This is a genomic window from Thalassoroseus sp., from assembly GCF_984380535.1.
The window spans coordinates 123,699-137,562 of record NZ_CFHRBF010000022.1; the positions used below are offsets into that span (position 1 = coordinate 123,699).

The following is a 13,864-nucleotide window of genomic DNA, read 5'->3' on the forward strand; positions in this document are numbered from 1 at the left end:
ACCAGTACAATGGCGTCTTTCATCGGACTCTTGGTCAAACAGACACTGAGGCGGTGTTGGTATGGCTTCATACTTGGCCCAATCGGAAGAACCCGCCCCAATCTCAGGAAATGGGTTGCTGGGTTACCTCACGCACCTGATTGGTCATTACGTTCGGATATCATAAAAATCACGTCCCATTTTCAATTGCCTCCCCCACTGCTTTCTTCTGAATCGTCAAATGTTGGTTTCCAGTCTGCGTGAACTCGATTTTGCCAAGAATGACGGCAGCCTGATTACAGGATTGGTCGCGGTGGCAGATGGCCTGAAGGCCGCGCAGAGGTTAGATGAAGCTGTAGCGGTTCGGGAAGCCAGGGCAATCGGCGGAATTGACTACATTTTCTTTCGCCGCTTTGAAGATGAGCGATCGTCCCAAATCGTTGCCTATGTCATCGACAACGAACGTGAAACGCTGGATGAGCGAAAGCTGGCTCTCTTGCACAAGAAGGTTTGGCTGCATGGCGGCGTTCCACTGATATATGTGGCATGGCCAATGAAGGTGGATATCCTAAGCTGTGCTCGTGGTCCCGATTTTTGGCGCAACGGTGGAGACGAATATAACCCCGCTCAAGAAATTAAGTTTGCACTCGATCAGTCTGAGGCGATCAATGAGTCGTTGAAATCGCTAAAAGACCGATTCTCGGCCTGGCGACTTGCAGATGGAACTTTTTGGGACGATCCTCGTAACGCGAGCCTCGCAAAAAGTAGCGCGCGGGCGCACGAAGCCCTGATTCAGGCAGTGGTTGAGACGGATGAAGCACTCAAAGGCGAAAGCAATCCTCTACTACGTCGGCTGCTGCTGCTAACGGTGTTAATCAAGTATCTTGAAGATCGACATGTCTTTAAACCCTCGTGGTTCGGCCGATTTTGTCCCGGTGCTCGATCTTTCTTTACCACCCTTCGCGATGGCCAGCCTGATCAAGTTATCCGCCTGCTTAAGAATTTAGAGAAGCGATTCAATGGAGATCTGTTCGTGCTTTCGGAGAAAGCGCAAGCGGCGATGTCCAGGAAGGTGCTGGTTAGGTTTGCCAAACTGGTAGAAGCCAGGACAATCAACCAGCAACGATATTTGTGGGAGCAGTTTTCCTTTGAGCACATTCCTGTTGAGATCGTAAGCCATTTATACCAGCGTTTTGTAAAGAGCGGGCGGGGAACTGTCTATACTCCGCCGTTCTTGGCTTCTCTGATACTCGATTTTGCGATGCCATATGCGAAATTGAGAGGAAATGAGCGAGTGCTTGATCCGGCCTGCGGATCCGGTGTTTTTCTCGTTGGCGCACTACGAAGATTAGTCACTGTTTGGCGATCAAAAAATGAATGGGCACAACCGGATGTCGACACATTAAAAGCTATCGTTCGCAACGGCATTTTTGGCGTTGAACTTGACCCAGGGGCGATTGATTTGGCGGGATTCAGCCTGGCCCTGGCGATGTGTGACGCATTAAAACCTGAGGTGATTTGGCGTGATCTTCGATTTGATCTGTTGGGAGGAAAAAATCTTTTCGAAGGAGATTTCTTCTCTGAATTAATTAAGGCTCGTAACGATAGCTCTTTATTGTTCGAAAAATCGTTTGATATCATTTTGGGAAACCCCCCGTTTGAATCCGACTTAACAAGCCCAGGGAAGGAAGTAAATGACGCCCTTTCCAGGGAAAGGGACCTGCCGGATCAGCAAGCGGCATATTTATTCTTGGAGCAAGCCGCGGAAAAACTGAGCCCTGAAGGGCGACTGTGCCTAATTCAGCCTTCCGGATACCTCTACAACCGCAAAGCTACCGATTTCAGAGTAAGACTGTTCCGTCGCTCAACTATTGAAGTTGTGTTGGATTTTACATCCATCCGAAATCTTTTTGAGCCTGCCGACCCCAAAGCAGCGGCAGTAGTTTTGTCGAACGAATCGCCAGCTGACGATCATCGAATTGTGCATTTAACCTTCCGAAGAACATTTGGAACTCGGCAACGCATAACGTTTGAAATAGATCACTATGACCGTCACGTCGTATCGCAGGCGGCCGCAATCAAAAACCCTTTCGTTTGGCGTGTTAACTTACTGGGCGGCGGGCGCCTTTCTTCGATATCGGATAGGCTGCAAGCACTACCTACATTAGAAAGCTTCATTGAGAGCAAAGGGCTTAGCTATGGAGAAGGATTTATTATTGGCAACCGGGCTAGGACTGCTCCTTTCCTCACCGGCATGCACTACCTACCTGCTAAAGCACTGACCGCCCAAGGCGTTGATGGTGATGAAATTGGGGACGTAACCGAGACGCATTTTGAAGCTTCAAGAGCGCAGTCGCTTTATAACTCACCACTGTTACTTATCAAGAAGCATGAAACGCTGCCGCTGATGTACTGGGACGGGCCGAACCTCGCTTTCACGAGCACAATTGTTGGGATCGGTGTTGGGCAATCCGAGGAGAAGGTCTTACGATCATTGGCCGAACAAATCACTTCGCGTCACAGGACGTATCGGCTGGCATGCGTTCTGCATGGTTCGAAGGCATTCGTTGCAAAAGCGACCGCTATATTAAAACAAGATATTGATGCGTTGCCGTTTCCGGATGATCCCTCAGACCTTGACCTATCTTTCTGGGAAGAGGCTTTGCAGGACGATGTATTGGACTTCATGTGTGATTTTGTGCGGTTGGGGCAGAAGTCGGAACTATTGCGAGACGCGGCCACAGCAGAGACGCTGCGACTATACACGCAGATGCTTGAACGGATGCTTGGAAGTGTGTACAGCAACATCCAATCAGGCGAACCGATCTGGTTTGACGGACTCGTTTGCCAGCCATTTTTCTTTGGAGAAACCTCGGGCATTGCGTGGCAAGATGAACTTAATGAGGTGAGCCTTCGAAACCTCATTTATCAGCGTCACCACGAATCCCTACGAACAGTGCGTATGCTTCGCTTCTACGGCGAAAATTGCTTGTTGATTGTGAAACCGGATCGGTTGCGATTTTGGATTCGCTCTACCGCAATCCGTGACGCTGACGAGACGATTGGGGATTTGCGAAGTCAGGGCTATTGAAATGCATTATCTGGGGACCGCGCCCGTAGGTGGAGTGATTTCGAAGGGGATTGACGCAAACGCATTCGCATGGCGGACAATCGAGTTCGTAGAAGCTCAATTACCATTGTGGAGAGACGATCCAAATCGTCCAAACGCTACAGCAGAGGAAGAGCTGAATGGACAATTATGCAAATTTCTGAATGATCGAGCTAGAGATCACTTTCCTATGGCTTTTTTCCACCATGAAGAAAAGCAAGGGGCCAGACGTCGTGTGGACATGTCGGTGCTTCCTTCAAGCGGAGCACTAGCGGCCGTTCAATATTCAGGCACGATTTACGAGCCGTTTCTTGTAATGGAAGGAAAAAGGCTGCCTACTCCGACTGCGGCACGCAAGCGGGAATATATTACAGGCATCACTGAGCAGTCTGGAGGCATCCAAAGATTCAAGCTTTGCCTGCATGGAGCTGACCACTCGATCGCAGTAATGATCGGCTATATCCAACAGAAGAACGAGGCGTACTGGGAAGGCTCGCTTAATACTTGGATTAGTGAACTCGCCACGTCATGTGAAGACACGACGTGTAGCTGGTCCGCAAACGACCTACTCAGCAAGTCAGGGAATAGTTTGGTACTGGGGCGGACTCGGCGGGAGTCAAATCACGATAGAGTGGGACGACCTGGAATAGGGCCAGTGAAATTAATCCACCTTTGGGTCAGTATGCAGTAGCGAGTTTTAGTCCAACCCCGGATCGAGGTGCTTACCGTCCGCACGCTTTCTGGAACGTCCGTAGCATCTCGCGCTCGCGCTGCCACTGCGTGTAGTCGTCGGCTAATCGGCCGGCACCGATTTCGATGGATTCAGATAGCTGTCCAGCCGGTCCAACGGTTCCGGCTGCGGTAGCGGCCGATAAATCTCCGCAGGTAGCCGTATGGACGGTGACGGTGCGGTTTCCGTATCGCTGCATGAGGTCAGCACTGCGACGCTCAACGCCAGCCAGGCGCGCGTGTAGATCATCGGCAATCTCCTGTTGTTTGTCTAAGGCGATATTACAGGCCTCCACCTGCTTGTCGATCGCCGTTTGCATATCACTGCGGTGTTTCGCCTTCAGCACGGCCGTTTCCAGCCCCTGCCACCAGCTGGTCAGCCCCCAGGTGGCAATCGCCGTGACCAAAGCCGCCCAGGTGCATCTATTGGTCAGAACGGCGATCAATGCGGCAGGCATGGCGACTATCGAGTAGTTTGTTGAGAAGGCGTTTTATCAAGCGCGTCTCGCCGATTGCGAGAATTAGCACGCCGGAAAGCAGCACCGTAAGCGCAAAGCCGTCCGCCTTGGTCCACACAGCAACAGGCAGCGCCGAGCAGACAACGCAAAAGGCGATACTAAGACGAGCTTTGCGCGTCATAGCATCACTCTTTCAACTGGAAATGCGGGTACTCGCGAAACTTCGAGCCGGGCGCTCCATACCAGTTCAGGCCGATCTCCGTACCGATGCGGCCCAAGGTCTGCCAGTCCGGGTGCGAAGCGTCCCAGATGCAATGGCCAAATTCGTCGAGAGGCACCACGTCAAACGCTTTCGCTGCCGGAGCCGGACCAATCTTGAAGTTATGTGCAGACTGGCCCGCACGTGCCCGAGTCACAATGTTGCCTGGCTTTGTTCTCCCCTGAGAGTAAAGGGCTTCCTGCTCTTCATTGCTTCGATAAGTGCAGGTGATAAGCACATCCACGCCGGCGGCTTCGGCCCGTTGCAAAAACTCACGGCAAAGCGGTTGCAGTTGTGGGTGTAAATCATTGATTTTGCGGCTAGGCATTTCTGGTACTCCGTAAAGGTGATTCTACTGCCATTTGAACATACTCCGAATGCCGTAATACGCTGCGACGAAAGCGGCGCCTAAGCCAATCGTCCATTTGAAGGCGTTGCCGATGACGATGAAGATCTCCATGGCGTTTTCCACCTTCTGCAGCAGGTCGATCAGCCGATCGACTTTTTCGTTGCGTGCCTGTTCCGCTTCCATAAAAGCCTCCACCACCGCAAGCCGTGCCAGCACTTCCTCAAGCTCCCGCATCGTGGGGAATCTCCTTCCGGGTTAGCACGACGTGACCGGCATGCATGTAGAGTTTCACGTCGCCGGCATCGATGCAGGTCGTACCGTTTTTCTGATACACCGTCAGCCTGCCGCGCATATGCCGCACATGTCCGTGCCGCAGCGTCACGAAGTCATTACCGCGCCAGCACTCCACCACATGCGGGCTGATCTCGGCTTTCACGCCGCCCAGCTCGGCCACCACCACGGTGCGCACGCAGCGTTTACCGGTCACCTGGTTGGTGTAGGAAACCTTGCGGAAATTCAGCCGGCCGTCGCGTCGCCCGGCACCGGGCATCACGCTGACTTTCAGCTGCCGGCCGCTGGCGTGCCAGCCGCCTTCGGAATCCGTGGTAAAGGAAAATTCGTCGGGAACAGGAGGGGCTTGCGTCTTCGGCTCGAATGCTAAAATCTGCGCGGTCATGTCCAGGCCCTCCCTGGGCTGGAAGCGTAACACGACAGGCCCACGCGCGCAATCGGTTTCTAGCCCTTCGGCTGCTTGTTACGCATCGCCTTGGGCAGCTTTTTACGCAACGCTGCGATGTCATCTTCGATCTGCTGCAGGCGGGTCGTATCACCGCCCAGCGCCGCCTCACGCAGCGCCCGACCCTGGCGGGCCTCCAGCTGCTCGATCTGCCGCACCGTCGCAGCCGTTTTTTCACCGGCGCTCAGCGGCTGCTCGGCCATCATGCGGGCATACTCCGCCTCGCTGACTTCGCGCTCTTCCACCTCGCTTTCCTTCAGCCCGGCAGCCACCGCATTGCGCAGGCACGTACCCTCCCTGGCCCCCTGCTGCGCCAGGATGATACGGCCGGTCTTCTTTTCAATCGCAATCTGCATACTCTACCTCAGACATAACATGATGATGCTCGCGGTGCCGGTCGGTGACCCGGCCTTGGTAATGTTCAGCGTCAGCCCGTCGGCGTCCCAGCTTGCCACCGAAAACAGGTTGTAATCAGTATTGCTCGGTGCAAACACAAGGCAGGCCGAACCCAGTACCTGAAATTTGCCGTCATTCTCCCGGCGGTAGACGCAGCGATTATCCGTCCCGTCGGAAAAGCCGATGGAGAATTCGCCGTTATTTTCCGCCACCACAAACGCCGCTGCACGCGGCTGAAAGCCGATGCCGGTCACCGCCGCCATTCCGCTGGCCAGCGAAACGTCGCGTGTCGCCTGCGTCACCTTTACCGATGTTTTGCCCGGCGCACCCGCTACCGAAACCACCCAGTCGGTGTACGGCCCGCCGCTGCCTTCGGCCCGGATCACCGTGCCGGTCAGCGTCTTGGTGTTGCTGTCATAGCCCGTCACCTGGATCACATAATGCGTTGTCGTCGGGGCCGATGCCCGTGCCACTGTCACGAACGCACCAATGGCGAACGGAATGTCTTCCGCCAGCACCCAGCTCTGGCTGCCGGTCAGTCCGGCATTCTTGCTGGTAGGGCTGGTCGTCTGCCGTGCCCGCGACGCATCGGCCAACAGGTCGGCCATCGCCGCGATATGCCGTGGCAGAGTGTCGCCGGTACCAGCCTGGATCGGGTCGTTATAGCCAAAGCCGCTATTGCCGACATAATCTTCCGTGTTGTAGGTCTTACCGTTAAATGTGAATTCGGTCATCCGATTACCTCTTCCAATTGGAATGCGTAGCTGTTGCGTCCGTGCGCGGCATATTCCAGCTCCTGCCGGCCCTCGATCGTCACCAGGAAGGAATGCCGGCGCAGATGCGTTGCGTCATCCGGGTCGAGCGACACGAACACCTGCCGGTCATTGCCCAGGCGGCGTACCATGTCGTAGATATTGACCATGGCCTCATCCTCGGGCACATACTGGATGCTGCCGCTGATCGTCCGCCGCGACGCTTCGCGGTCGTGGTAGCGCGTGCCGCCGGGAGCTTCCTGCCGACTGGTGGTGCTCATCGTGCCCAGCTTGGCGCCATAGCCGAAGTTGCGCGTCGGCTGGTAGCCGCGCGCGATGAACAGGCGCGAAAGTTCAACATACCCGTCCGCATTGCTTTCATCGTCGATTTCGATTTTCCAGTAACGTGCCGACACCGCCTGGTCGAGCACGTAGAGCAACGGCGACGGATATTCCTGCCGCTCTTCTTCCGACACCCGGCCGTCCCACGCGCTGGGGTGGCCCCACGGTAGCGCACCATACGGATAGACCACCGGGAATAGTTCCAGCCAGTCGGAATCGGCCAGCGGGGCCGTGCTGACATACTCGCCGCACAGCGCCGTCAGCGCCGTTTCATCGGCCGCGTTGGCCGCCAGCGCCGGCGTAATGCCGATGCTGCCGCTGCTTGTGGCATAAGCCGAGGTCGCGCCCGAGGCCTTATATGTACTTGGCTTGGTAGCCGCCTCAATCTGAAACCCCCAGCCATAAATCACCCCAAGCGCGCTGCTGCCCGCGTAATTGACGTTGCCGCTGCTGTCGAGCACACGCAGCTGGCTGTAATTGTTGCCGCTCCCCACGGCAACTCCCGTGGTGGTCAGATGAATGCGGTACCAGGAATTGCCGGCAGGTTCGATACCGACGCTTACCAGCTGTACGCTGGGATCGCTCACGGTGGTTGCGGTCACCGCTTGCTGGCTGATGTCGAATGTCGCAGTCACTTCGTAGCCGTAGGCGTTGTTGCCGTGGCGCAGCTGCACTTGGTCAAGCTCACCGGCTTTGACAAACCAGCTGCTGCACACATTTTGCACGGCATCGAAAGCGGTGTCAGGATTTCCCGTGACTGCGTGCTGACCAGTCCCGGCATCCGGTGCCAGGGTCATGCCGGTGGTCGTGTCGTCAGGGGCCGTAACCGCATTCTCGGCAATGGTCAGATTGCCAACTCCGTAATAGCCCGACCCAGAGCCGGTAACCCAGGCTTCGCTGCGGCGCGCCCGATTGGCTCCTAAAGCCACACCAGACGTTGCCTTGTAAAGCGTGTCGTCACCCGCCAGGCGGAAGCTGTCGCCGGCGCGGATCATTGCCGAGCCAGCCGGGCATTCCACCGTCAGCGAGGTGGCCCCGGCGGTTGCCGAAGCTGCCAGCCGCACGCCGCTAAACGCGATCTGTGAACTGGCCCGCACCCGTGCCTGCGCCGAGCGGGAAAGATTGTGCTTCGGCACCACTACCGCCCGCACGTCGCGGACCACCGCCAGGTCGGCATGCAGCTGCGTGTTTTCCTTGTCGGCATCGGTCGTCCGTGCTACGTCCGACAGCACATCCGTCTGCACATTGGCCAGCGGCAGCGACGATTCCCAACTGCCGCCGGAAATCACCGGCGTGTAAAAATCGACGTCGGCGAAGTTCGGATGCGCAAACAGAATATTTCCCATCAGCCCCACAGCTCCAGCGTTACCAGGCGGGCCGAACGCACGTCCGTCACGCCAGTGACCACATATTTTTTGCCGCTGCTCCAGTCGAAGCGTGGCATCTCCAGTTCTACTATGCTTCCAGGCTTACGCGCAAGCGCCGAAAGCTGCGACGTCGGTACTTGGATGCGTAAGAACTCCCGTTTCACCCCGTGCAGCACCTGCTGCCGCTCGGCTTCGTCGGATGCATCCGACACGTCCACAATTAGCGAATACACCTGTCGCTCACTGGCCAGCAGGTGTGTCGTTTTCACGCTGGCGTCGTCATAGGTGACGTTACGCCATTCCTCGGCCAGCAAGGCCCGCCGTGCCTGCGCCACTGCCGCCACCACGTCGCCGCCGCGCTGCACCGTGTAGTTCTTGCGGTAGTTCAGCACCACCCGCCAGGCCGGCAGCCCGTCATTCTCGCCGCGCCCGCGCAGCCGCTCGACCGCCTGCCCGCTGCTGCTGATCAGCTGGTAGCTTTTGATCGTCTGCACCGCCGTGCCGCTGGCCGGATCTTCCAGCCGCCCGAAATAGAAATTCCCCGTTGCATCGATATTCCAGTAACCGCCGACCGATCCCAGCACCGCATCGAGCAGCGAGCCGGCGGACTGTTCCTCGCTGCCGGTCCACACGCCGATCACCGCGTTATTGGCGGTATCCAGCGCTGTCACCGAAGCACTGTCGATATCGCCGGCGTCAATCCCCACATCAAGCAGAATCTGCTTGGCGATCTGCGCCGCCGTGCGGTTGCTGGCAGAAGCACCTTCGGTGGCGTCGCACGTCACCACGTTATCCGGTGCCGTGCCGAGCCGGAAAAACGCCCCGTCGCCACCGCCGCCCAGATACCAGTCATACGTGCCGGCCGTTACCGCGGCCGCCTGTAGCGCTGCCAGCGACGCATGTCCCGAACCGGAAGGGACCGCCAGCCCGCCCACATACACCGCATCCAGCGAGCTGATCACCTTGTCGCTCACCTGGTAAGTGAATTTCGAGGTATTCACCGCCGGCGGGCTGATGTTATTCACCTGGCCGCGCAGCCGTGGCTTCGGCTTGCCTTGCAAATCGTCTTCCACGCCCTCCACGCCGTTGGGCAGGGAGTTGCTGCCGGCATACTTCGTCGGCTGGTACGGCAGGTCGCGTACCTCCGCCTGGCGGTCGCGGATCAGCAGCCGCACCTCCGCCAGCGTCGCTTCAATCTGGCTGATCGTGCCGGTCATCACCGTATCCCAGGCGGCAGGATACGCATCGCCAATGCGGCCATAGCGCACCACCAGTTCGCGGCCGTCGAAGCCGTAACCGGCCAGCGCATCGAGTTCACCGTCGAGATTGGCCAGCACAATCTCGCCATAACCGGCGCGGCTGCGGCCGCTGGTCACCAGCGCGTCGACCAGGAACTGGCTGAAATTGCCCGCTTCCATAATTCGCGGCGCAAAATGCCGGTTGGCCGGCGTATCGCCGCTTTTAGTGGCAAAGCCGTCTTCGGCGTAAGTCAGGGTGATTTCGGCCGCCGCGTCCGGGTCGTAGGCTTTCACCTCGATGGCGTAGACTTGCCGGCTCATGCCGCCGTCACCCGCGCCAGCTGCTTTTGCAGCCCGGCATTGTCTTCACGGCTTTTCGCCAGCTCTTTCTGCAGCACCATCGTCTGGTTGCCCACCTGGGCAATCAGCCCTTTCAGCAGGCTGACCAGTTCGCCGCTCAGGCCGCTGCCACCCAGCAATTGCTGCGTCTCGCGGGCATTGAGCACCCGCCCCGGCGTTTGCGATGTCATCACGATCTCACCGGGGTGGGTCACGAACATCCCACGCGAAAAATCGCCGCCCCGGGCAAATCGCGGGGCCGCATCGGCCAGCTGCTGCAGGCGTGATTGCGTCATGCTCAGATCATCCGCATACAGCCCGGACGCCCGGCCCGCATACGCCTGGCTGGCGCCCAAAAAGCTCGCCACCGCCGCCGATATCTCATCCAGCGTCGCCTCGCCGGCATCGGCACGGCTCAGCGTGGAAGTCAAGGCCGATCGCATTTCCTGGTAGAACGCTTCCGGCGACAGATTACTGGTCGCCGGGTTCAGCTTCAGCGAATCGGCCAGCGTCGAAAGCCCCTGCGCATAGCCCATTTTGGCGGTGAGGTCGGCCAACGCGTCGGCGGCCGTGCGGCCTTCCGTCGTCATGTTGCTCAGCGCCGTGACCAGCTCGTCATTGACCACATCGGCCGTCTGCGCCATATAGAGCGCCATCCGCCGCATCGCTTCCAGGAATGACGAATCGCTGCCGGCATCAAACCCGAAATTCGCCGGGCCGATATTGTCATTGGCGTAGTCATAGGCCAGGCGGCCCATGCCGTCAGAGCCGAAGATCCCCTGAATCTGCCCGGCCTGCAGGCTTCCCGTGCCATAGATCTGCTGTAACCCCGCCAGAAAAGCCGACATCTGGTTGAGTGCCGCCTCCGGCCCTTCCGTGGTCATGTGCTTGGAAAGAAGAATCGGGTCGGTAAAGCCGCCTGCGGCTGTCAGGTCGGTCTGGAACGAGGCACCGGGGTGCTTTTTGCCGCCGAACATGCCACCGATCAGATTGCCAGCGACCGTGCCCACAAAAGCTCCGAGCGGGCCGCCCAGCCCGGCACTGATGCCAAGCAGGCTTGCGATCTGCCCACCCATCGCCGTACCGGCAAAACCGCCCAAAGTGCCGCCGACTGTAGCGCCCATGCCGCGATTGCCGAACAGGGCGTTGGCCAGCATGCTGCCGCCGAAGCCGGCCAGGCCGGCCGCCGGCGTGAAATTACTGCCGATCGAATACAGCTTCGCCGCATTGTCGATACCGCCCAGCCCAAGCATCTGCCCGGCATTGACGAATGTACCACCCAGATGCGCCCCGCCGGTGAGGAATTGATACGCTGAACCCAGTCCGCCGACCATGCTGCCGGTACCGCCAAGGCTGCCGCCTGCCACACTGCCACCGGCGCCCCCTGCCGAGCCGGAAAAGCCCGGCATGACCGAACCGAATACGCTGCCAACCACCGGTTTGAAGATCATCGCCGCAGCGACTTCCGCCGCCATCCGCAGCATGATCGACTTCACCTGCTTCGCCAGGTCGGAAAAGGAGGTCACGCCGTTTTCAAAAATATCGGTGAAGGAATCGGCAAACGCATCCTGAATGCGCTCGGCTGTATGTTCGTAAATTCGTTGATATTCGCGCTGGGCTTTTTCGATCGCGCGTTTCTGCTCTTCCTGGGCTTTCTTCAGCGCCTTGGCCTGCTCTTCCTGCTCCTGGCCGATGCGCAGCTGCTGTTCGTACTGCTTGCTCAGCAGCTCGATCTCGTCTTTGCGCAGGCCCTTGGTTTTGGCAATAAAGTCATTCAGCTTCCGCCGGATCTCCGCTTCATCCGCACCACCCTTGGCAAACGCGGCATTCTCCCGCTCCAGATCGTTGATCTCGCGTAGCAGCTTGGCACGGCGGTCGGCGATTTTCTCCGCCGCTTTCATTTCGGTCGATGAGGGGGTGGGGGTGCTTGGCGGGACGACGTTCAGGCTGTCGAGCTGCCGCTGCTTGCGGGCCGCATCCTGCTCCTGCACCTGCTTCAGGCGATTTTCCAGGTACTGGATCTCTATCAGCTTGTTCTGGGCAATTTCCGTATGCCCAAGGCTCTGCGCCACGGCGAGGTCACGGCGGGCATCGCTCAGCAGGCCGGAGACCACATCCGTGTGGGTGAAGTCATAAACCTTGTTGGCCCGCTCGTTCAGCTCGTCGATCATCTGCGACAACCAGCTCAGCGAATCGGCCAGTCCCTGCACGGCGGCACGGGCGGCCCCGTTCTGGCCCGTAAACTGCGTAAGTGAGTTGCCCAGCTGAGTGAAGGATTCACCCACTGTTTTCGGGAGCTTACCGTATTCCGTTTCGATGACTTCGCTTTGATCGAGCAGGGCGTCGGCCACCTGTTTCGAGGTCAGCTGGCCCTGCTTGGCCATCTCGATCAACTCTCCGCGGGTAACCCCGAGCGCCTGTTCCAATGCCATGGCCACGCGCGGCATGTTTTCCAGGACCGAGCGGAATTCGTCGCCGCGCAGAGTGCCCGACGCCAGCGCCTGGCTCAGCTGGATCACACCGGCCGAAGCTTCCTGCGCCGTCGCTCCGCCGACGCGCAGCGCCTTGCTCACCGTGTTTGTCAGGTCAAGCAGCTGCTGCTGGCTGGTGCCGAGGTTGCCGGCCGACTGCGCCAGCCTCTGGTAAAGCGTCACCGTCGCTTCGTAGCTGGTGCGGTTTTCCTGCGCCAGCTTAAACAAGCGCTGCTGTACCAGCGCCAGCTCTTCCGACGAATTCGTGACCAGCTTCAGCTTGCCTTGCAGCAGGCTGTACGTGTCGGACATGCGAATGATCTCGCGCACGCTGAACGCGGCCGCCATCTGGATCGCCAGGCTGCGAAAGCTCGCCTGCAGCTGCCGTGAGCCGGCATCCATCGCCCGCATGCTGGCAGTCGGTCCCTTGCTGGCCCGTTCAATGCGGCTTAGCGCCTTCTGCCCCTCGTCACCGAGATTGGTCAGGGCGCGCCGCACGACTTCCGAGTCGCGGGTGCTGAAGCGAACGATCAGGTTTTTCTGCGACATACCCTATAGCGGCTCCGCGCCCGCGCGGCTGGCTCGCCGGTCCCATTCCTTCACGATGTAACCGGGGAGCTTGTCATGCCATTTACGCGCTGCCGTATCCAGCGTCAGCCGCTTGGCAATCCGCACCTGCTTGACCAGCCAGAACATCACGATGTCCTGCTCGCCCTGGGAAGGACCCGCGCAAAAGAAAACCCACGGTGGCAGCCGCGGGTTGGGAGTCGGTGTCGCCGCATCGGGAGAATTCCTGCAGCGTATAGGCTTTGATAGCGCAAACTGTGCAACGTGGTCAAGCGGTTTCTTTCGACAGCCGGTGGGCGATGGAACACACGCCGATGCGGAAGTGATTGCGGCAGGTGTTGGGTGCCGCCTTGTTCGGCGTCGCCCTGGCGATCTGCCGCCAGCTGAAGCCTTCGGCCCGGGCCCAGATGATGCGGGCATATTCCGGCGGCAGCCAGCTCATCCACTCGATCACCTCATCCAGCCGGCTGATCTGCCGTGCGGTTGGGATCACTCTGACCGTGGGTGCGGTGTAGCCGTAGGCGTCGTAAAAATTCTGGATGACGTCGGGCCAGTAGCCGGTCTTGCTGCTTGGCCAGTCGGCCGGCGGCAACAGCCGCAGTGTATGCACCGCCTGCTGGATTTCTTCGAACACTTTCACCGCATCCATGCCCATTCTCCCTGTTGTGGATGATCCTCTATGCAATCCTCCGGCACGTAAAGCACTGGCTTTACGTGCTTTTTATGATGATCTGGAGGATTGGAGGATTTACGCGCACACGCGCGCGAAAAAA

Annotated in this window: 13 protein-coding genes; 1 reads left to right on the plus strand and 12 read right to left on the minus strand. The window is 58.5% G+C overall.

What is annotated here, in order from left to right; translation table 11 throughout:
• Nucleotides 1-220: 220 nt before the first annotated feature.
• Complete coding sequence (locus tag AC5DDB_RS26025) at nt 221-3,070, plus strand: HsdM family class I SAM-dependent methyltransferase (protein WP_491742687.1); 2,850 nt, start codon at nt 221-223, stop codon at nt 3,068-3,070.
• Nucleotides 3,071-3,810: 740 nt separating this feature from the next.
• On the opposite strand, the gene AC5DDB_RS26030 is transcribed toward AC5DDB_RS26025, so the two are convergent.
• From AC5DDB_RS26030 to AC5DDB_RS26085, 12 genes are all read right to left on the minus strand, one after another.
• The gene (locus AC5DDB_RS26030) at nt 3,811-4,275 is read right to left on the minus strand and encodes a hypothetical protein (protein WP_491742688.1); all 465 of its coding nucleotides are present in this window, start codon (nt 4,273-4,275) and stop codon (nt 3,811-3,813) included.
• Nucleotides 4,241-4,456: a hypothetical protein gene (locus AC5DDB_RS26035; protein WP_491742689.1), complete on the minus strand. Its 216-nt coding sequence runs from the start codon at nt 4,454-4,456 to the stop codon at nt 4,241-4,243. Before AC5DDB_RS26035 ends, AC5DDB_RS26030 begins: the two co-directional genes overlap by 35 nt.
• Before the next feature lie 4 nt (nt 4,457-4,460).
• Nucleotides 4,461-4,862: a M15 family metallopeptidase gene (locus AC5DDB_RS26040; RefSeq protein WP_491742690.1), complete on the minus strand. Its 402-nt coding sequence runs from the start codon at nt 4,860-4,862 to the stop codon at nt 4,461-4,463.
• Nucleotides 4,863-4,886: 24 nt separating this feature from the next.
• Nucleotides 4,887-5,117, minus strand: coding sequence for a hypothetical protein (locus AC5DDB_RS26045; protein ID WP_491742691.1), 231 nt, complete (start codon nt 5,115-5,117; stop codon nt 4,887-4,889).
• Nucleotides 5,104-5,559 (minus strand): hypothetical protein, encoded by a 456-nt coding sequence (locus AC5DDB_RS26050; protein ID WP_491742692.1) that lies wholly within the window; start codon nt 5,557-5,559, stop codon nt 5,104-5,106. The genes AC5DDB_RS26045 and AC5DDB_RS26050 overlap by 14 nt, the downstream gene beginning before the upstream one ends.
• A gap of 59 nt (nt 5,560-5,618) precedes the next feature.
• Nucleotides 5,619-5,975 (minus strand): hypothetical protein, encoded by a 357-nt coding sequence (locus AC5DDB_RS26055; protein ID WP_491742693.1) that lies wholly within the window; start codon nt 5,973-5,975, stop codon nt 5,619-5,621.
• Nucleotides 5,976-5,978: 3 nt separating this feature from the next.
• Complete coding sequence (locus AC5DDB_RS26060) at nt 5,979-6,749, minus strand: hypothetical protein (RefSeq protein ID WP_491742694.1); 771 nt, start codon at nt 6,747-6,749, stop codon at nt 5,979-5,981.
• A complete protein-coding gene (locus AC5DDB_RS26065) occupies nt 6,746-8,455 on the minus strand; it encodes a phage head spike fiber domain-containing protein (RefSeq protein ID WP_491742695.1) in 1,710 nt (569 codons plus the stop codon). The genes AC5DDB_RS26060 and AC5DDB_RS26065 overlap by 4 nt, the downstream gene beginning before the upstream one ends.
• Entirely contained in the window at nt 8,455-10,035 is a 1,581-nt protein-coding gene (locus tag AC5DDB_RS26070) for a hypothetical protein (protein WP_491742696.1), read from the minus strand. Before AC5DDB_RS26070 ends, AC5DDB_RS26065 begins: the two co-directional genes overlap by 1 nt.
• Nucleotides 10,032-13,073, minus strand: a complete 3,042-nt coding sequence (locus AC5DDB_RS26075) for a tape measure protein (protein ID WP_491742697.1) — start codon at nt 13,071-13,073, stop codon at nt 10,032-10,034. Before AC5DDB_RS26075 ends, AC5DDB_RS26070 begins: the two co-directional genes overlap by 4 nt.
• Before the next feature lie 3 nt (nt 13,074-13,076).
• Nucleotides 13,077-13,220, minus strand: a complete 144-nt coding sequence (locus AC5DDB_RS26080) for a hypothetical protein (RefSeq protein ID WP_491742698.1) — start codon at nt 13,218-13,220, stop codon at nt 13,077-13,079.
• Between the two features lie 139 nt (nt 13,221-13,359).
• The gene (locus AC5DDB_RS26085) at nt 13,360-13,740 is read right to left on the minus strand and encodes a DUF6362 family protein (RefSeq protein ID WP_491742699.1); all 381 of its coding nucleotides are present in this window, start codon (nt 13,738-13,740) and stop codon (nt 13,360-13,362) included.
• Nucleotides 13,741-13,864 lie beyond the last annotated feature (124 nt).